The organism is Trinickia sp. (assembly GCF_051961175.1).
GTDB lineage: Bacteria > Pseudomonadota > Gammaproteobacteria > Burkholderiales > Burkholderiaceae > Trinickia.
Window position 1 is genome coordinate 1 of the sequence record NZ_JBQCDN010000010.1, and the last position, 18,100, is coordinate 18,100.

The window sequence follows — 18,100 nt, forward strand, 5'->3', positions numbered from 1 at the left end:
CGCCTTGCTACGTGAGTGCGGGCCAAGATGTGCTCTATGACATTAGGATTGCCCACAATCCGCCGATCGAAATCACCACGTGGATGAAGGTGGTGGCACCGCATGTCCCTTGATGGGAGGAGCCGCGTACGACCACAACAATCTCTACGTTGTCGATGCCGGGTTCTTTCCGTCATCCGCAGCATTGAATCCTGCGCTGACGATCGCTGCGCAAGCACTGCGCGTGGGTGAATCACTGTGCCGCACACTGGGTTATCGTGTGCAGGACAAACCAATTCACACCCAGCCGGAAGGAACACGCCAGCCGACACGGACGTTCATGAAGAGCGAACGACCAATGTGAGTAAGCGTATCCTCGGCACCGTCTCGACGTTGTGAAGGATTGTTGCCAGAGTAGGCCCCACATAAAAGTTGAGGGAGGAACGCCGTTGCAAGCGTTCTGCCGTCTTCGGGGGCTTAAGTCGGCAACTGATTGAATTTCCGAACGGCTTTGTCCACGAAGGACTCGGGCAGATAGCGGCGCAGAAAACGCACCTGGCCGGCCTGTTTGCCCGCGGTGTAGCGCCGCTTCGGCGTGATCTCCGCCGCCGCTTTAAGCACCGTGGCAGCGACGATCTCGGGCGCGTCACCCGCTTCCATCAGGGCCGGCAACAGTGCATGAATGCGGGCACGATCCGAATCGTAGACGGGCAGCGCGCGGTCCGGCTTGATCGTGTTCTCCTCGAACGACGTACGGGTCGCGGCAGGCTCCACCAGCACTACACGAATGCCGAGCGTGCGCAACTCGTGGTCCAGCGATTCTGAGTAGCCCTCCACGGCATGCTTCGTCGAGGCGTACAGGGCGTTGTACGGCGATGGGATCAGACCTAACACGGAACTCATGTTGATGATGCGCCCTCGCTTCTGGCGGCGCATCGCCGGCAGAACCGCGTTGGTGACGCGCAACACGCCGAACACATTCACCTCGAACAGCGACCGGGCCTGCGCGGCAGACGACTCTTCTGCCCCGCCGAACAAGCCGATGCCTGCGTTGTTGACCAGCAGGTCGATCCTGCCGGCGGCCCTCAAGACTTCGGCGACCATCTCCTGTACGGAGTCGTCGTCGGTCACGTCGCACGTCAGCATCGTGATGTCGTCGACGCTTGCGGGAGATGTCTTGCGGCTGGTTCCGAACACACGGTAACCCGCTTGCCTGAGTGCCAAGGCCGTGGCCCGTCCAATGCCGGAGGATGCTCCGGTCACGAGGGCGACACGCATGTCGTTCTTGTTCATCAATCGATTCTCCAAAGGGTGGGCGAGCGGCATCGTCGAAAGTGTTACTATCGATTCGATACTCAGTATGCTAGCACAGTCACTATCGAAAAAGTATGGACAAGGAAATACCCTGCGATGAGCCGTGCCCGATCGCACGCAGCCTAGCCGTGTTCGGCGACGCCTGGAGTTTGTTGATCTTGCGGGATGCGCATGCGGGGCTGACCCGCTTCGACCAGTTCCGCAAAAGCCTGGGCATTGCCCCGACGATCCTTTCCCGCCGGCTTGCGACGCTGACGGAGGAAGGCATGCTGGAGAAGCGGCTTTATTCGGCGCACCCGCCGCGAGAGGAATACGTGCTGACGGCGGCCGGATGCGATGTCTTGCCGGTGCTCTTCATGATTGGCGCGTGGGGGCGCCAGCACCGTAGCGGCGGTGCCCTTATGCGTTTCCTGGATGCCGAGGCCGGGACTGAAATCAAGCCAGTGGCCGTGGATGAGAACACAGGCGCCAGGATAGGATCGCGCCCAATACGAGTCATCCCTCCAGAGTGATCAGCCGTGAAGACCCGTGGGGTTGCTCAGACGCCATGCGTCGCGTAGCGACAAAACTGTCACGTTCGAATATGACGATACTTGGCTGGCCGACGAAGACCACGGGAACGTGTTCGATTGGCCTCCTCACGGCACGCGCAGTGCGGGCTCGGCCAAGGATCGATGCTCGCTGGGTACGCGTCCTTGCAGGCTGTCCAGCGTCCGACGACAGCGGCGCGTGATCAACGGTACCGGCGACGGTATCGTATTTTCTCTGCCGCCCGAGCATCGAACAGGCTCAAGCTCACTCCAGGTTGCCCTGGCAGAGATACTTGATTGAAAGGTAATCGTCGAGGCCGTACTTCGAGCCTTCGCGGCCATAGCCCGATTCTTTCACGCCGCCGAAGGGTGCCGCCTCACTCGAAAGCGCACCTTCGTTGATGCCGACGAGTCCCGCTTCGAGCAGGCGCGATACGCGGTCGATGCGGCGCACATCCTGGCTATAGAAATACGTCGCGAGGCCGAACGGTGTGTCGTTGGCGGCGCGGATTGCTTGCTCTTCGTCGTGGAAACGGAACAGCGGCACCACGGGGCCGAACGTTTCCTCGCAGTTCAATTGCATATCGGCCGAGGCACCGGCGAGCACAGTTGGCGCGTAATAGTTCGGGCCGAGTTCGGTCATGCGCTTGCCACCTGTGAGCACCCGCGCGCCGCGCTCGATCGCGTCGTTCACGTGACGTTCGATCTTTTCGACCGCGCGGGGATTGATCATCGGACCGATTTGCGCATCTGGATCTGTCGCGGGCGCGACCTTTAACGCGGCGACGCGCTTTGTGAGCAGATCGGCGAACCTATCGTATACCGCCGCTTGCACGTACACGCGATTCGGGGAGACGCACGTCTGCCCGCCGTTGCGAAACTTCGATGCCATGAGTCCTGCGACGGCGGCCTCGAGATCGGCGTCGTCGAACACGATGAAAGGCGCATTGCCGCCGAGTTCGAGCGAAAGCTTCTTCAGTGTGGCGGCTGATTCGCGTGCGAGATACTTGCCAACAGACGTCGACCCGGTGAACGTAATCTTGCGCACGCGGCTGTCATCCAACCACGCTTTTACGGAAGCAACCGTGTTATCTCGCGATGCGCCAATGAGGTTGATGACGCCCGCGGGAACGCCTGCCTCGTGCGCGAGGAGGACCAACGCAAATGCGGTGAGCGGTGTGTCCTCGGCCGGCTTGCCGACCACCGTGCAGCCTGCCGCGAGCGCCGGTGCGATCTTGCGCGCGATCATCGCGAGCGGAAAATTCCACGGCGTGATGGCCGCGACGATCCCTACCGGTTCCTTCACCGCGCTCATGCGCTTGCCGCGCTGCTGCTGCGGAATAATATCGCCGTAGATTCGTGTTGCTTCATTGGCGAACCATGCGACGTATGACGCGCCGTACATCACCTCGCCACGTCCTTCCAAAAATGGCTTCCCCTGTTCCAGCGAAATGAGACGCCCGAGTGTATCCGCGTGTTCAACGATCAGTGCATGCCAGCGATGCAGCACGGCTGCGCGGTCCTTCGGCAAGGTGTCCCGCCAGGCGGGGAAGGCGCGCGAGGCGGCATCGGTGGCGGCTCGCGCATCGGCAGGGCCGCTGTCGGCCACTTCAGTGATGACTTCGCCCGTTGCCGGATCGGACACGGCAAAGCGCTTGCCGCTTGCGGCGGGAACCCACTCGCCATTGATGAAATTGTCGGCTCGAATCAGATCGCGCAATTGATAGGCTTTTGTCATGATGTCAACGTGTTTGCGTCGTGGGATGAGAAAAATGATGAGCACCGGTGACGGCACAGCACGCGAAAGAAGTGATCCGGGTCATGTGCATGGAGCAATGCCGATTCGCGGGGGAAGTGCAAATCCACGAGGCGCGATAGCCAAAACCTCAAAGCCGCCGCTCTGAGCACTGCGGCGTCGCTCCAGCGAGCTGAACGGGCGAGCGCGCTCATAGGCTTCGACGAAGGCAGTGGCCACGGCGGGCAGCAGCGCTCCCGACTGGCGATCGATGCACCAGTCATTCAAACATACGGCCACGTCGTATATGAATACATCGGTTCCCGCGAAGTAAAAATCAAAAAAGCCCGACAGCTTTTCCACGCCGGTTCGGTTGTCCGAGCCGGCCGCAGAGGCGAACAAGACGTTATCGCGAAACAGATCGCCATGTACGGGGCCTCGGGGCAGTGTCCGGTACAAGCGATCACTGGCGAGTGCCCGCTGGAACCTGAGTTCGTCAAGAAGAACGGCGCGCCGTTCGTCATCGAGAAATGGCAGCATCTGGTCAGCGGCCTGAACCCACCAGTCAAAGCCCCGCAAATTGACTTGTTCCAATTGGAAATCACTGCCGGCTTGGTGCATGCGCGCCAGCATGTCGCCGACTTGCTCGCAATGGTGCGGCGCTGGCTCGAGACACTGCCACCCTTCCAGCTTGGTCACGACACAAGCGGGTTTGCCATGCAACTCCAACAGTATCCGGCCACGGGCATCCGCCTTTGGCTCGGGCACGGGGATTCTCTTTCGGGCCAAATGCTGCATCAGTTGCAGGTAGAACGACAATTCCTCTTTGCCCAGCCGCTCGAAGAGGGTGAGCACAAATTCACCTGCGTGCGTTGTAAGGAAATAGTTGGTGTTTTCAATTCCGCTTGGAATGCCGCGTAGCGAAGTCAGATTTCCGAGTGTCAGCGGTGCGATGAAAGCGGCAACTTCCTGCTCGGAGACGGGAGTAAATACAGCCATGACACGTGCTCCGGATGGCGTCAGGCGTTGCAATGCCGGGCGATGTATGCCATCACTGCATCGGCCGACGCCGCGATCAACTCGCAGCGCCGGGGGTGTTGTTCCAGGTCCGCAACCGATGCGGGCCGCGGCGCTTCCTGCCCGGTCGCCTCGCGGATGATGTCCGCAAACTTCAGGGGCAGGGCCGTTTCGAGCACGATGGTGCGAATGCCCGGTTGAAGGTGGTCGCGCGCAACTTTGACACCATCGGCGGTGTGCGGATCGATCATCGTGCGATGGCGTTCCCAGGTATCGGCGATCGTCCGCAACCGGTCGGCGTGCGTGCTCTTGCCCGATACAAAGCCATAGCTGGCGATGCGTGCGGTCTCTTGCTCTGTCAGGCTGAACTGGCCGCGCCGCGAAAGCGCTTCGCCAAACAGCTGCCCGATGCGCTGGGCATCCCGGCTCAACAGATCGAAGACAAAGCGCTCAAAATTCGATGCCTTGGAGATGTCCATCGACGGGCTGGAGGTCACCATCGTTTCGCGGCTGGTGCGAACGCGATATCGACCGGTCTTGAAAAACTCGTCAAGCACATCGTTTTCGTTGGTGGCCAGCACCAGCTTCTCGATCGGCAACCCCATCATGCGGGCGACGTGGCCGGCGCATATGTTGCCGAAATTGCCCGAAGGGACGCAGAACGAGACGCGTTCGCTGTTGTCGTTCGTCGCCTGGAAATAGCCGGAAAAATAATAGACGACCTGCGCGAGCAAGCGCGCCCAGTTAATGGAATTGACCGTGCCGATGTTGTATTGCCGCTTGAACGTCAGGTCGGCGGAGACAGCCTTGACGATATCCTGGCAAGTGTCAAAGCTGCCCTCGATCACGAGGTTGTGGATGTTCTTGTCCTGCAGGCTGAACATCTGCGCCTGTTGGAACGGGCTCATGCGGCCATGGGGGCTCAACATGAACACTTGGACGTTTTGCTTGCCCAGCATCGCATATTCCGCGGCGCTCCCGGTATCGCCCGAGGTGGCGCCCAGAATGTTCAGTTTCGCGCTGCGGTGCCCCAACTCGGCTTCGAAAAGATTGCCGAGCAACTGCATCGCCACGTCCTTGAACGCGAACGTTGGGCCATTGGACAGGTTGAGCAAAGCGATCGATTCGTCGAGCTTCCGCAAAGGCGCGATCTGCACCGAGCCGAACGTGTCCTGCGTGTAGGTCCTGGCGATGATGGTGCGCAGTTCGTCAGCGGGAATGTCGTCGATGTAAAGCGAAACGATCTCGAAGGCCAACTCGGGATACGACAGGCCGCGCCAGTGCTGCAGCGTTGCGTCGTCGACCTTGGGGTAGCTGGTGGGCACATAGAGGCCACCATCCGCCGCCAGTCCTTCCATCAATACTTCGGAAAACCGCAGGCCGGCGCTGGCACCACGCGTCGAGACATACTTCATAACGAGGCTTCCTCTCTATGGATTCGAATTCGGCGCTCGTTACCAGCCATAGAACCGCGGCCAGGTTTCGACATTGCCGTCAGGGCCGACGGCCTGATAGGCGGGATGCTGTGCGCCGGTGGCACACGCATGATTGGGCAGTATCCGAAGGCGCGTCCCGATCGGAAAACGTTTCTCGATCTCGTGATCCGGCGTACCCGACCGGGAGACGATCCCGTGCTCCTGGTTCGCACCGCTCATCAGATACTCGTTTAGCACCTCTCCGTTTTCGCGGCACACGAGCCCGTAACCAAAGTCGCGCTTTTGGCGCTGGGTGCCACGGTCGCGACTCATGGCCATCCAACCCGCGTCGACGATGGCCCAGCCTTTCTCGCTCTGATGCCCGATGACGGTAGTCAACACGCTCAATGCAATCTCGGACGTGTCGTTTACGCCGACGTTGTGCATGACGAGATCGAACATGACGTAGACGCCTGCGCGAACTTCGGTCACGCCCTCCAGATGTTCGGCGGCCAACGCTGTCGGTGTCGATCCGATGCTGACGACGTCGCACTTCAGGCCCGCGGCCCGAATGCGTTCGGCGGCGCGCACGCAGCGCGAGCGTTCCTGTTCCGCGATGCGCACGAGCGCCTCATGGGTATCGTAGTCGTAGCTCGAACCCGCATGGGCCAACACGCCGCCAAGATGCATGCCGCCATGCGACAGGGTCGCAGCGACAGCGAGAAGCGCGTCGTCATCGGGTGTGATACCTGAGCGATGACCATCCACGTCGATCTCGATCCAGACTTCGAAGGACTCGTCGTGCGCTCCGCCGAATGCGACGATGGCTTCGGCGCAGGCGACGCTGTCGGCAACGATCTTCAGATCGCAGCCTTGTCGGCGCAGTGCGAGCGCCTGCGCGAGTTTTGCCGGGGCCATTCCCACCGCGTAGACGATGTCGCGAATGCCGCTTGCGAAGAATTGTTCGGCTTCCTTAAGTGTGGATACGGTGATGCCGCGTGCTCCGGCGTCCATTTGTGCCCGGACCACCTGTTCACATTTAGTCGTCTTGACGTGCGGACGGAACCTCACGCCGAGCGCATCCATGCGTTGCTGCATCCGTTCGATGTTGCGGTGCATACGCGCGATATCGATCACCGCAGCGGGCGTATTAAATGACTCCAAATTCATCAGTGGCTCCTGGCAATTCTTGGCGCGGTGGGTGTCGATGCGGTGTGGCGCATAAGGAGAAGCCACTATAGAAGTCAGCCGAGAATTTGTGCTTAACGAAGAATAAACTAGCCATTAAGCTAGATTGAATGCCGATGCGTGAACGTCGCGCTGCACCTGAGCATTAAATGGGCGTTAACGTTGAGTTTTTTGGATGTTAAGCATGGGAAAAAGATTCTTTCCTATAGTTCGCTGCATGGACTTGGCGCGTGGGGGCGTTGCCGCCCGTGCGGGAAGGGGGGCGCCGGCAAACCTGGGCGCCCAAGCGGCTCATGCGGGGGTGCCTGTCCAAATGCTGCGCGTTCGTATGAAGCGTGAAGCGAAGCGGCCGAATCGACACACATCACGCTGGCCCCATCCGGCACCGGCCTTGCCTATTTGATGAATTTTCGTTGAGGATCTGTCATGTACTCCTATACACCGCAACGCATCTGCCGCTCGCGTGTCTGCTTCTTCCAACGCATTCTGTCTGCTGGTGCCGTCGCTATCGCAGCGGCGCTCGGCGCCGCTCATGCATTTGCAGCGCCAGTCAACGTTTCTGCGGGGACCACGCCATCGAGCGTGCCGAACGCATTCCTGGATATGAAAACGCACGAGATTCAAGGTGTCATGCCTGATGTGATTCGTGCAATCGGAAAACGCGAGGGTTTCGATGTGTCCTTCGACGTCATCCCGTTCTCGGCGCTCATCCAATCCGTCGTCTCCGACAAGATCGACCTGATCGTTGCGGGCATGACGCCGACGCCGAAGCGTGAAGAGGTGATCGACTTCTCGCAGCCGGTGGCGTTTTTTGGCAAAGGGATCATCGTCAATGCTTCGGATAAGAACAACTACCGCACGATTCAAGATCTGAAGGGCACGGTTGTCGGCGCAGGCGTCGGCGAGGAAACCGCAGAAGAACTGATGAAGCTTGGCATCTTCAAAGAGGTCAAGCTGTACAACACAGGGGCCGACATGGCGCGCGATGTCGCGCTGGGCCGTATTACGGCAGCGTTCAACGACTATCCAGTCTGGAAGGCACAGGAAACCGCGGGCACGCTGCAGGGCTGTAAGGTTGTAGATGGGTTCACGCCGCTGAAGAAGGTGCCCATTGCATTCGGTGTGAAGAAGGGAAACGCTGCGTTGCTTGCGAAGATCAACGATGGGTTGGCAAAAATCAAGGCGGACGGAACGCTGGACGGCATCCTGAAAAAATGGAATTTCGGTGGTTGACACGAGGACGTCCGATCGATTCTTGCAGGGTGGATCGCGACGTATTTCTGGCTGGGTCCTGTAGTCAGCCGCGACCCGGCCCGAAGGTCGTTCGTGAGGATGGCCGATAGGTAAGGAGACGGCCCGGTGTGCGCAAGTATCCGAGCGTAGTGTGCGAGTCGATCGCTGCTCGGCCGCTACGACGAAGATCGGCGCCGGGTTATGCAAGGCAACGATTATTAGAAAGGCGAATCATGCGTTGGAGCGACGTAGTCGAGTTTGTCCCGATCCTGCTTGAGGGAGCCGGGATGACGATCTTCATCACCGTTAGCTGTTTGATTCTAAGTACCGCGCTCGGTCTCGTTTGGGCGCTCCTGAAGATGTCACGGCATGCGCCCGTCAAGCGCGCGGCCACCACGTTGATCAACCTGGTCCGTGGGCTGCCGATGATCGTACTGCTGTTCTACATTTATTTCGTATTTCCCTCGATCCATCTGCAGATGAGCGCGCTGCAAGCGAGCATCGTGGGGCTCGCCTTCGGATATTCCACGTATGTCGCGGAAATCATCCGGTCGGGCATCGAGTCGGTGGATCAAGGTCAATACGAAGCCGCACAATCGATCGGGATGGGCCGCATCAAGACCATGACCCGCGTGATTCTTCCCCAGGCGATCAAGGTTGCGCTGCCGCCCTACAGCAATACGCTTGTATCGATGCTCAAGGACTCGTCTCTCGCCTCGACGATCACTGTCTCCGAGATGACGCGTCAAGGATCGCTGATCGCAGCCTCAACGTTCCAGAACCTGGAAGTCTACACACTGGTGGCAGCCGGATATCTTGCGATGAGCCTTCCGTTGATGAGTTTGACGAAGATGCTCGAACGGCGCTTCGGAAAACACAAGGTGAAGTGAGGTTGCAAATGATCGAAATCAAAGACGTGCATAAAAGCTTCGGCGACGTGCCGGTGCTCAGAGGCATTACGTTGAAGGTGAACGAGGGCGAGGTGGTCTGTCTGATCGGAGCGTCGGGCTCCGGCAAGTCGACGCTGCTTCGATGCATCAACGCGCTCGAGTCCTATGATTCGGGCGAGATCAAGCTGCTGGAGCAGGTGGTCGAGCAACGCTCCCGCCATATCAATCAGCTGCGCACCCAGGTGGGCATGGTCTTCCAGCGCTTCAATCTGTTCCCACACCGTACTGCGCTCGAGAACGTCATGGAGGGGCCGGTACATGTGAAGCGCGAGCCGGTCGAGCAGGCCCGGCGCGAGGCAATCGAGTTGCTGCGTAAGGTCGGCCTCGGCCAGAAAATCGATGCGTATCCGCATCAACTGTCGGGTGGCCAACAGCAGCGCGTCGCGATCGCGCGGTCGCTCGCAATGAGGCCCAAGGCGATCCTGTTCGACGAGCCGACCTCGGCCCTCGACCCCGAACTGGTGGGCGAGGTGCTGAGTGTCATGCGCACGCTGGCGCGCGAAGGGATGACGATGCTCGTCGTGACGCACGAGATGGGGTTTGCGCGCGAAGTGGCAGACCGTGTCTGCTTTCTGCATGCCGGCCTCATCATCGAGGAGGGTAGTGCGAAAGAAGTGCTCGGCTCGCCGCGGGAAGCGCGTACGCGAGAATTTCTGCGGCATGTGCTGACACACCACATAGATGATCCGAACGCCCACAAGGGGAGCGCGCCGTCTTGCACCCAAGGAACTGACGTGAACCCCCTCAAAAGCGCATGAAACTGTGCTTGACCGCCCAACTCAACATGGGCGGAAAGCCGTTGCTGATTGAATTTCAATTAGATAAACGAACCATCGTCCGCTAGATCCGTAGGAGCAAAAGTGACCGTAGCATTCGTATTGCACCGTGCCGGCGGTGCGCCTCTTTCGACTGCCTTCCGCAGAGCAGCATTCGGCGCCCAAGACCCGTTCTCGCAACATCGTGAGATTGCTTGGGAAGGACCCGACTCGATGGCCGCGGGCCGTGTGAGCTTTATTGGCGAACTCGACGTAGCACGCTTTCCGCACACCGAGACCATCGTCGTTGTCGAAGGCAAGCTCACGCTGGAAGCGGCCGGAATGGCGCCGTTGGTACTCGGCCCGCAAGCGGGCGTCGTGATTGGCGGCGGCACTGCGCTTCGCGTCAGGGCCGAATCGCGCACGGCTTTCGTGTTCTGCGCGACGGTGTGCACTGGACCCACGAAGAGCGGGCTACTCCCCTTACGCGTCGACGCTGACTTCAAGCCGTCCGCAACACTACCCGCTGAGGTGCTGCTGGGCCCCGCGCCGCAGTGCCGAAGTGCCAATGTATTCACCGATGAACGCGCGGAGTACCGCGCGGGTACGTGGGATTCGACGCCTTACCATCGGATCGTTCGCCCGCATCGCGTGAACGAGTTCATGCATCTCGTGGCCGGGAGCGTGCGGTTCGCGGCGCCTGATGGCAGCGTGCTGTCGCTTGGCACCGGCGACGCGATCTTCGTGCCCCAGGGGGCGCCGATCGGATGGGAAAGCAGCGATCGCGTAGCGAAATTCTACGTGACGCAAAACGTTCAGACTTCAACGGAGCGAGGCTGATCATGTCGCCCCCGCTTCAGCAGATTCAAACTTCACCCACGCTGCCGGCCGCGGCCGACGTGGTGGTGATCGGCGGTGGCGTCATCGGCGTCTTCGCTGCCTACTACCTGGCCCGACGCGGGGTTTCGGTCGCGCTCGTCGAGAAGGGGAGAATCGGCGCCGAGCAGTCGAGCCGCAATTGGGGCTGGTGCCGGCAGCAGAACCGTGACGCGCGCGAATTGCCGATGGCGAGCAAGAGTCTCGACCTCTGGCAACGATTTGCGATCGAAACGGGCGAAGACACGGGCTTTCATCGGTGCGGGCTTCTATACCTCAGCAATGACGACGCCGAATTGTCCCGTTGGGCCAGTTGGGGCGACTTTGCGAAGACCGCGGGCGTGACAACTTACATGCTCGACAGCCGGCAGGCTACCGAGCGTGGGCGAGTGACCGGGCGAGCCTGGAAAGGCGGCGTCTTTTCGCCCACCGACGGTACGGCCGACCCCGGCAAGGCCGCGCCGGCCGTGGCAGCCGCGCTCATGAAGTTAGGCGGCAGTGTCATTCAAGCGTGCGCGGCCCGTGGCGTCGAACTGGAGGGTGGGCGCGTCAGCGGCGTCGTCACCGAAGCCGGCGTCATCAAGACCCGGACCGTGGTGCTGGCGGGTGGCGCCTGGGCGTCGTCGTTCTGCAGACAGCTTGGCATCCGTTTTCCGCAAGCATCGATTCGCCAATCGATCCTCAGCGTCTCCCCTGTGGAACATAGTTTGCCCGATGCGCTGTTTACCTCCGGCGTTTCGGTGACTCGCCGAAATGACGGACGCTACGCACTAGCCATCAGCGGGCGAGCGCGCGTCGATGTGACGGGCCAATTTCTGCGTTTCGCGCCGCAATTCGTGCCGATGTTCGCCGCGCGTTGGCGCAGCCTTCTTCCGGGGGGACTCGAGGGCGTTCGAGGCGGCCACGAAACGTTGAAGCGCTGGCGGCTCGATGCGCCGACGCCTATGGAGCGAATGCGCATCCTCGATCCGAAGCCCGATCGCGCGACGATCGCCGAAACGCATCGCCGCGCCATCGAACTGTTGCCCGAACTACGCGAGGCGAAGATTACGCATGCATGGGCCGGCTTCGTCGACAGCACGCCGGACGGTGTTCCAGGAATTGGCGAAGTACCGGGCGTACCGGGATTGATCCTGGCAGCGGGCTTTTCAGGCCACGGCTTCGGGATAAGCCCTGGCGCAGGCCACCTGATCGCCGATCTCGCCACCGGTGCCGAGCCCATCGTGGATCCCACACCGTATCGACCGAGCCGATTCGCCTCATCTGCATGGGGCAAGGTCGCTGATTTTTAGCGCGTGCCGGGAGGCGGCGCAATGCACCCGCGGCGCTTGAAAGCGCCTCGTTGATTCAACTGCGCCAAGGCACCGGGTTGAAGGCTCGCTTCGCGGCTTCCAGGAACACACGCTGACGAATGGTCAGGCCTTGGCGGGTGGGCGTCAGGGCCATGACCGGTGCAGGTTCGAGGTGCCATGCCGGCAAAATGCGCTTCAGTTTCCCCTCTGCAATCAGCCGCGCGCAATCCCATTCGGATCGCGCGACAACGCCGAGGCCGTCGACGGCCCAGTCTCTGACGACGGTGCCATCGTTCGAAGATAACGCGCTGCTCAAGCGGACCGTCACGCCCTTGCCGATGCGTTTGCCTACAGCATCGTGCTGAGCAAAACGCAGACGCGTCACGTCTTCATCGTTTTCTCGTAAGGTCAGGTAAGGGTGCCGGGTCAGTTCGGAGGGATGCTTGAGCTTTGACAGCGAACGTGCAAGGGCGGGGCCTGCACAAAGAAGGCGGTCGTTTGGCGCAAGGAAATGTCCCACCCAGGAAGAGCCTTTGATGTGGCCGATCGAAACGACTGCGTCGGCGCCCGACGCAGACGCGAGCGGACTCTCGACCAAAATCAGCGAGATCGCCAGATTGGGGTGTGAGCGATGGAGGTCCCGGACGAGCGGCGCGACATATTCCCTGCCGAATCCGAATGGAGCCACGACGCGCAAATGACCACTTACACCAGCGGACGCCCCTGAGACGCGCGATGGAATGGACTCGATCCGCTCCAGGATCTCAATGGCTTCCTGAACGAGGCGGTGCCCTTCATCAGTGAGCGAGATGCCTCTCGCTGCGCGCGTGGCAAGACTCACCCCAATCCGCTCCTCGATGCGCTGAAGACGTACCGTGACCGCGGGCGGCGTCAGGTCTAACAATCTCGCTGCTGCGGCAAGCGATTGCGATACGCCGAGCGCACGCAGCAGCTGCATGTCTTCGAGTTGAAGCATTAATGGCCCATTAACGATGGATTCATCGGAGATTAAACACGATAAAGATAATTTTTTCTATAGTACGTCGCACCGGCTTGCCAACAGCGGTGGTCGATGCGGCCGCAGGGCTGGCGAAGCGCCCCGGACATTCAACGACGTACTCTTGCCTGGAGTGGCCTTGATGGACCAGAACGAACACGGTACGCAGCAACCTCGGACAACGAACCTCGCCGGCCTGGCAACGCCGGGTGGGCACTACAGTCACGTTTCGATCGCAAGTGGTCTGATCTTTGTGTCGGGCCAACTGCCGATCGACTCGAGCGGACGAAAACTGGTGGAGAGCGCCTTCGAGGAACAAGCCGAGCAGGCACTGGCGAATCTGGCTTCGGCGCTCTCCAGCGCTGGCAGCGAAATCAAGAAACTTGTGCAGGTCCGCGTGTATATCGTCGATGTCGGGCATTGGGCGACCTTCAACGAGATCTATGCGCGTTGGGCCGGCGATGCGAGACCCGCTCGGGCTGTCGTGCCGGTTCCTGCGCTGCATTACGGTCTGAAGATCGAAGTCGAAGCGGTTGCGGCGGTATAGCCCCGAGCGGGTTGCGCTTCAGGCGGAACCGAAACATTCAGTAGAGTAGATTAATGAAACAAGATTCCTTCGCGAACGGCTCTGCCTTGGCCACGAGTCTTCGGTATCGCAAGTTCGCTCCGGCCGACGTGCCCGCGGCTCACGCGCTCTCGATGGCACTGGGTTGGCCATATAGACCCGAAGACTGGCGGTTTTCCGCCGACACGGCGATAGCGTTCGTGGCTGAAGAGCGGGGTGTCGTTATTGGTACTGCGATGTGCTGGAAGTTCGGCGCCGACCGGGCCTCGCTCGGTCACGTCATCGTGTCGTCGGCGCACCAGGGCCGCGGTATCGGCCGTAAGCTGATGGAGATCGTCCTCGAAGAGTTAGGGCCACGTATCACGTTCCTCCATGCGACGCTTGCCGGTCGACCGCTCTACGAAAAGCTCGGCTTCAGCGCGTGCGGATTGTTGGAGCAACATCAAGGGCGCGCCGGTAAGCCTCTGCCCGTCGCGTTGCTCGATGGTGAGCGACTGCGCACGGGGATCCCTGCCGACTTTCCCGGCCTCATCGAGCTGGCTTCGCGCGCTTCGGGCCTCGAGCGCCATGCGCTTTTATCCGCAGTGCTCGAGCGCGGGGAGAGCGTCGTACTGGAACGCGATGGCGAGGTCGCCGGATTCTCGGTGTTGCGGCGCTTTGGCCGAGGGTACGTGATCGGCCCGGTGGTCGCGCTTCATTCGCGTGACGACGTGCGCGCAAAAGCCTTGATCGGCTACTGGCTGACCGGACGAGAGGGCGAATTCGTCCGTATCGACGTGCCCTCGGAAACAGGTTTGAGCGATTGGCTGAGCGAACAGGGACTGCAGCGCGTGGACATCTGCGCGAAGATGGTTCTCAATGCGCCTGCCCACGAACATATCGGCGCATCTGATCCCGTTTGCCGATTGTACGCACTAGTCAGTCAAGCGATGCTTTAGACGCTCGTTACCCACCGGCTTATTTGCCGCTTGCACGTAGGGTCTCGGGTATGAGCACGCGCCCGGCTGCTTTGGAGTTTGTCATGCATTTCGGTTCTTACTGGCTCGATACGTCCGAGCCATTCGTCAGCCACTCGCCTGACATGGACGGCGGAAGTTGCGATGTGGTCGTGGTGGGTGGGGGGATCACCGGCTCAGCGGCGGCTTTGGCGCTCACCAAAAAAGGCGCGCGCGTCATCGTCTGCGAAGCAGGGACCGTGGGACAGGCGGCGTCGGGCCGCAATGGCGGCATGTGCAACAACGGCTTCGCTCAGGATTACGCTTCACTCTCGCAGCGGATCGGCACGGAATGGGCCAACCGGCTCTATCTCGCGTTCGACGCGGGTGTCGACACGGTCGAGCGGTTGGTCAGGGAGGAATCGATCGACTGCGATTTCGTTCGCAGGGGAAAGCTCAAGCTCGCGGCGAAGCCAGAGCATTTCGATAAGCTTGCAAGAAGTCACGCGTTGCTCGCCGCGAGCGTGGACCCCGATACGCGCCTTGTGACGAAGGCAGAGCTTCGTGACGAGATCGGCTCGGACCGATATCACGGCGGATTGATCTTCAAGAAGAGCGCGGGGATGCACGTCGGTCGCTATGTTCGTGGTTTGGCGAAGGCTGCGCAAGCGCGTGGGGCCCATGTTCTCGAGCAGGCGCCGGTACTGGGATTGCAGCGGGATTCCCGGGGTACCTATATCGTGCGGACGCCGCGCGGAGAAATCCGCGCACCGCAGGTGCTCTTGGCGAGCGGCATCTCGCAGGTGGGACCGTTCGGCTGGATCCGACGCAGGATCGTGCCGGTTGGGGCGTTCCTCATCGTCACGGAGCCCTTGCCGGTGGAATTGCTCGACCGGTTGATGCCGACGCGGAGGATGGCCACCGACACCAAAAACTTCGTCAATTTCTTTCGTGTCACGCCCGACAATCGGATGCTGTTTGGCGGTCGTGCGCGCTTCGCGACGTCGAACCCCCGTTCGGACGATAAGAGCGGGCTGATCTTGCGACAGCAGATGGCCTCCGTGTTTCCCGAACTGGCCAACGTGCGCATCGACTATTGTTGGGGTGGCATGGTCGACATGACGGCCAACCGGCTGCCGCGCGCGGGCCAGCGTGACGGTGTGTACTACTCGATGGGCTATAGCGGCCACGGCACGCAGATGGCCACGCTAATGGGCACGCTGATGGCGGAGATCATGGACGGACGCGCAGATCTCAACCCGTGGAAAGACTTCGACTGGCCTGCTATCCCCGGCCACTTCGGCAAGCCGTGTTTTTTTCCGTTTGTGGGCGCGTGGTATCGACTCAAGGACACGCTCCAATGATTTCACCTGTTCGTCACCTGATGCAAGCAGGAAGGCTCGACCGGTTTTACATCGACGGCGAGTGGACTGCCCCCGATGGCAGCGATCGAATCGCCGTTATCTCGCCGTCCACTGAGGACGCAGTCTGCGACATCGCACTTGGCAACGCGCGCGACGCCGAGCGCGCAGTACTCGCCGCGCGTAAGGCGTTCGCAGGTTGGTCTGCAAGTGCGCCGCAAGAACGTGCCGCGCTGCTCGGCCGAGTTCATACGCTGATGCTGGAGCGCGCCGAACTGTTCGCCGCTGCTTTGTCAACGGAAATGGGCGCGCCCATCAGCTATGCCCGCGCCGCACATGTGCCGCTCGCAGCCGAGCACATCCGCGTCGCACGCGACAATCTGGCCAGCTATCCGTTCCGGACACAAAGGGGAACGACCGCAGTCGTACGCGAGGCGATCGGCGTCTGCGCCCTGATCACGCCCTGGAACTGGCCGATTTATCAGATTACGGCGAAGGTCGGCCCGGCACTCGCAGCGGGCTGCACGGTGGTGCTGAAACCCAGTGAACTCTCGCCGCTGAGCGCCTTGCTGTTTGCTGAAGTCATCGCGGACGCCGGCGTTCCGGCGGGCGTATTCAACCTCGTGAGCGGCACCGGCCCGGAAGTCGGGACGGCTCTGGCGTCACACCCGCAAGTCGATATGGTGTCGATCACCGGCTCGACGCGGGCGGGCGTGCTCGTTGCACAGGCCGCTGCGCCGACGGTCAAACGTGTGGCGCAGGAGCTGGGTGGCAAGTCGCCGAACGTCGTGCTACCCGATGCCGATCTGCCGCGTGCCGTCTCGCTAGGCGTTGCTGCCGCGTTTCGGAACATGGGTCAGTCGTGCAGCGCGCCGACGCGGATGATCGTGCCGCGCGGCGTGTTGCGGCAGGTCGAAGCGTTGGCCGTCGCGGCAACGGAACCTATGATCGTTGGCGATCCGTTCGCCGATGCGACGACACACGGTCCGTTGGCCAATCGTGCGCAGTTCGGCCGGGTGCAGGAGATGATCGGAGCCGGCATCGATGAACGGGCCCGGTTGCTCGTCGGCGGACCAGGAAGGCCGGCCGGCCTGAGCAGGGGGTTCTACGCACAGCCGACAATCTTTTCTGACGTGGGTACGAAGATGAAGATTGCTCAGGAAGAGATCTTTGGCCCGGTCCTTGCCATCCTTCCCTACGACTCGGTCGAAGAAGCGATCGCTATCGCGAACGACACGGTTTATGGGCTCGGCGCGCATGTTCAAGGCACCGACAAAGCGCTGTTGCACGCGGTCGCAGCGCGCATTCATTCGGGCCAGGTGCATCTGAACTATCCCGCTTGGGACCCGCAAGCGCCATTCGGCGGGTACAAGCAGTCGGGCAATGGTCGAGAGTACGGGATCGAGGGCATGGAAGAGTACATGGAAGTGAAGTCGATCCTCGGGTTCTACGATTGAAAGGGCTGCGATGCCCGACGCGAACCGCACGCCGGCGTGGACTCTAATGCTTTCTAAAGGTGCCGAAATTGAATACCTCCGCAACGGTCGAGACTTCGTTGGACGCGCATCGTTCGCATTGGGCGAAGTTGCGACGCGACCTGCATGCCCATCCCGAACTGCGATTCGAAGAGCGCAGGACGGCAGACGTCGTCGCACGTGAGCTCGAATCGTTCGGCTATGCGGTGTTGCGCGGGCTGGGCGGGACGGGCGTGGTCGCGAGCCTGCCCGGCCGCGACCCGACCCGTGGCATCGTGCTGCGCGCGGACCTCGATGCGTTGCCGATCCAGGAGGCCAATGAGTTCGCACACGCCTCGTGTGCGAACGGAATCATGCATGCCTGCGGACACGACGGGCATACGGTGATGCTACTGGGCGCCGCCCGTGTCCTGAAGCAACTGCCGCAGTTGCCGGGCACGGTTCATTTTGTGTTTCAGCCAGGAGAAGAAGGGGGCGCGGGCG

Annotated in this window: 16 protein-coding genes and 2 pseudogenes; 12 read left to right on the plus strand and 6 right to left on the minus strand. The window is 61.1% G+C overall.

Annotation, left to right across the window (positions count from 1 at the left end; genetic code table 11):
- Window positions 1–124 precede the first annotated feature (124 nt).
- Window positions 125–343, plus strand: a pseudogene (locus ACTHL0_RS00665) (GMC oxidoreductase); the annotation flags it as partial.
- Window positions 344–456: 113 nt separating this feature from the next.
- On the opposite strand, the gene ACTHL0_RS00670 reads toward ACTHL0_RS00665, so the two are convergent.
- Window positions 457–1,272, minus strand: a complete 816-nt coding sequence (locus ACTHL0_RS00670; RefSeq protein ID WP_440564624.1) for an oxidoreductase — start codon at window positions 1,270–1,272, stop codon at window positions 457–459.
- 95 nt (window positions 1,273–1,367) lie between these two features.
- Here ACTHL0_RS00670 and ACTHL0_RS00675 point away from each other — a divergent pair, with 95 nt between their 5' ends.
- A complete protein-coding gene (locus tag ACTHL0_RS00675) occupies window positions 1,368–1,805 on the plus strand; it encodes a winged helix-turn-helix transcriptional regulator (protein ID WP_440564625.1) in 438 nt (145 codons plus the stop codon).
- Window positions 1,806–2,088: 283 nt separating this feature from the next.
- Here the strand turns inward: ACTHL0_RS00675 and ACTHL0_RS00680 are convergent, their stop codons facing one another.
- The 4 genes and pseudogenes from ACTHL0_RS00680 to ACTHL0_RS00695 form a co-directional block, all read right to left on the minus strand.
- Window positions 2,089–3,561 (minus strand): NAD-dependent succinate-semialdehyde dehydrogenase, encoded by a 1,473-nt coding sequence (locus tag ACTHL0_RS00680; protein ID WP_440564626.1) that lies wholly within the window; start codon window positions 3,559–3,561, stop codon window positions 2,089–2,091.
- Window positions 3,558–4,557: pseudogene (locus ACTHL0_RS00685) on the minus strand (homoserine kinase). The gene ACTHL0_RS00680 and the pseudogene ACTHL0_RS00685 overlap by 4 nt, the downstream one beginning before the upstream one ends.
- A gap of 20 nt (window positions 4,558–4,577) precedes the next feature.
- Complete coding sequence (thrC, locus tag ACTHL0_RS00690; RefSeq protein ID WP_440564627.1) at window positions 4,578–5,990, minus strand: threonine synthase; 1,413 nt, start codon at window positions 5,988–5,990, stop codon at window positions 4,578–4,580.
- Window positions 5,991–6,029: 39 nt separating this feature from the next.
- Window positions 6,030–7,160 carry a DSD1 family PLP-dependent enzyme gene (locus tag ACTHL0_RS00695; RefSeq protein WP_440564628.1) on the minus strand — a complete coding sequence of 377 codons (1,131 nt, stop codon included), beginning with the start codon at window positions 7,158–7,160 and terminating at the stop codon, window positions 6,030–6,032.
- 444 nt (window positions 7,161–7,604) lie between these two features.
- Here ACTHL0_RS00695 and ACTHL0_RS00700 point away from each other — a divergent pair, with 444 nt between their 5' ends.
- The 5 genes from ACTHL0_RS00700 to ACTHL0_RS00720 all read left to right on the plus strand — a co-directional run bounded on the left by ACTHL0_RS00700 (window position 7,605) and on the right by ACTHL0_RS00720 (window position 12,284).
- The gene (locus ACTHL0_RS00700; RefSeq protein WP_440564629.1) at window positions 7,605–8,411 is read left to right on the plus strand and encodes an ABC transporter substrate-binding protein; all 807 of its coding nucleotides are present in this window, start codon (window positions 7,605–7,607) and stop codon (window positions 8,409–8,411) included.
- Between the two features lie 233 nt (window positions 8,412–8,644).
- The gene (locus ACTHL0_RS00705; protein ID WP_440564631.1) at window positions 8,645–9,301 is read left to right on the plus strand and encodes an amino acid ABC transporter permease; all 657 of its coding nucleotides are present in this window, start codon (window positions 8,645–8,647) and stop codon (window positions 9,299–9,301) included.
- 8 nt (window positions 9,302–9,309) lie between these two features.
- Complete coding sequence (locus tag ACTHL0_RS00710; RefSeq protein WP_440564632.1) at window positions 9,310–10,119, plus strand: amino acid ABC transporter ATP-binding protein; 810 nt, start codon at window positions 9,310–9,312, stop codon at window positions 10,117–10,119.
- A 102-nt stretch (window positions 10,120–10,221) separates the two neighbouring features.
- Window positions 10,222–10,956 carry a cupin domain-containing protein gene (locus ACTHL0_RS00715; RefSeq protein WP_440564633.1) on the plus strand — a complete coding sequence of 245 codons (735 nt, stop codon included), beginning with the start codon at window positions 10,222–10,224 and terminating at the stop codon, window positions 10,954–10,956.
- Between the two features lie 2 nt (window positions 10,957–10,958).
- Complete coding sequence (locus ACTHL0_RS00720) at window positions 10,959–12,284, plus strand: NAD(P)/FAD-dependent oxidoreductase (RefSeq protein ID WP_440564634.1); 1,326 nt, start codon at window positions 10,959–10,961, stop codon at window positions 12,282–12,284.
- A gap of 55 nt (window positions 12,285–12,339) precedes the next feature.
- Here ACTHL0_RS00720 and ACTHL0_RS00725 read toward each other — a convergent pair whose 3' ends face one another.
- Window positions 12,340–13,260, minus strand: coding sequence for a LysR substrate-binding domain-containing protein (locus ACTHL0_RS00725; RefSeq protein ID WP_440564635.1), 921 nt, complete (start codon window positions 13,258–13,260; stop codon window positions 12,340–12,342).
- Window positions 13,261–13,423: 163 nt separating this feature from the next.
- Here ACTHL0_RS00725 and ACTHL0_RS00730 point away from each other — a divergent pair, with 163 nt between their 5' ends.
- The 5 genes from ACTHL0_RS00730 to ACTHL0_RS00750 all read left to right on the plus strand — a co-directional run.
- Complete coding sequence (locus ACTHL0_RS00730; RefSeq protein ID WP_440564637.1) at window positions 13,424–13,828, plus strand: RidA family protein; 405 nt, start codon at window positions 13,424–13,426, stop codon at window positions 13,826–13,828.
- 53 nt (window positions 13,829–13,881) lie between these two features.
- Entirely contained in the window at window positions 13,882–14,784 is a 903-nt protein-coding gene (locus tag ACTHL0_RS00735) for a GNAT family N-acetyltransferase (RefSeq protein ID WP_440564638.1), read from the plus strand.
- Window positions 14,785–14,867: 83 nt separating this feature from the next.
- Complete coding sequence (locus tag ACTHL0_RS00740; RefSeq protein ID WP_440564639.1) at window positions 14,868–16,145, plus strand: NAD(P)/FAD-dependent oxidoreductase; 1,278 nt, start codon at window positions 14,868–14,870, stop codon at window positions 16,143–16,145.
- Entirely contained in the window at window positions 16,142–17,599 is a 1,458-nt protein-coding gene (locus tag ACTHL0_RS00745) for an aldehyde dehydrogenase family protein (RefSeq protein ID WP_440564640.1), read from the plus strand. Before ACTHL0_RS00740 ends, ACTHL0_RS00745 begins: the two co-directional genes overlap by 4 nt.
- Before the next feature lie 68 nt (window positions 17,600–17,667).
- The coding region (locus tag ACTHL0_RS00750; protein ID WP_440564641.1) for a M20/M25/M40 family metallo-hydrolase at window positions 17,668–18,100 on the plus strand (433 nt) is incomplete at its 3' end.

Coding starts and splice junctions, on each gene's coding strand:
- ACTHL0_RS00670 (WP_440564624.1), bottom strand. CDS start 1,272: ATGAACAAGAACGACATGCGTGTCGCCCTCGTGACCGGAGCATCCTCC.
- ACTHL0_RS00675 (WP_440564625.1), top strand. CDS start 1,368: ATGGACAAGGAAATACCCTGCGATGAGCCGTGCCCGATCGCACGCAGC.
- ACTHL0_RS00680 (WP_440564626.1), bottom strand. CDS start 3,561: ATGACAAAAGCCTATCAATTGCGCGATCTGATTCGAGCCGACAATTTC.
- thrC (WP_440564627.1), bottom strand. CDS start 5,990: ATGAAGTATGTCTCGACGCGTGGTGCCAGCGCCGGCCTGCGGTTTTCC.
- ACTHL0_RS00695 (WP_440564628.1), bottom strand. CDS start 7,160: ATGAATTTGGAGTCATTTAATACGCCCGCTGCGGTGATCGATATCGCG.
- ACTHL0_RS00700 (WP_440564629.1), top strand. CDS start 7,605: ATGTACTCCTATACACCGCAACGCATCTGCCGCTCGCGTGTCTGCTTC.
- ACTHL0_RS00705 (WP_440564631.1), top strand. CDS start 8,645: ATGCGTTGGAGCGACGTAGTCGAGTTTGTCCCGATCCTGCTTGAGGGA.
- ACTHL0_RS00710 (WP_440564632.1), top strand. CDS start 9,310: ATGATCGAAATCAAAGACGTGCATAAAAGCTTCGGCGACGTGCCGGTG.
- ACTHL0_RS00720 (WP_440564634.1), top strand. CDS start 10,959: ATGTCGCCCCCGCTTCAGCAGATTCAAACTTCACCCACGCTGCCGGCC.
- ACTHL0_RS00725 (WP_440564635.1), bottom strand. CDS start 13,260: ATGCTTCAACTCGAAGACATGCAGCTGCTGCGTGCGCTCGGCGTATCG.
- ACTHL0_RS00730 (WP_440564637.1), top strand. CDS start 13,424: ATGGACCAGAACGAACACGGTACGCAGCAACCTCGGACAACGAACCTC.
- ACTHL0_RS00735 (WP_440564638.1), top strand. CDS start 13,882: ATGAAACAAGATTCCTTCGCGAACGGCTCTGCCTTGGCCACGAGTCTT.
- ACTHL0_RS00740 (WP_440564639.1), top strand. CDS start 14,868: ATGCATTTCGGTTCTTACTGGCTCGATACGTCCGAGCCATTCGTCAGC.
- ACTHL0_RS00745 (WP_440564640.1), top strand. CDS start 16,142: ATGATTTCACCTGTTCGTCACCTGATGCAAGCAGGAAGGCTCGACCGG.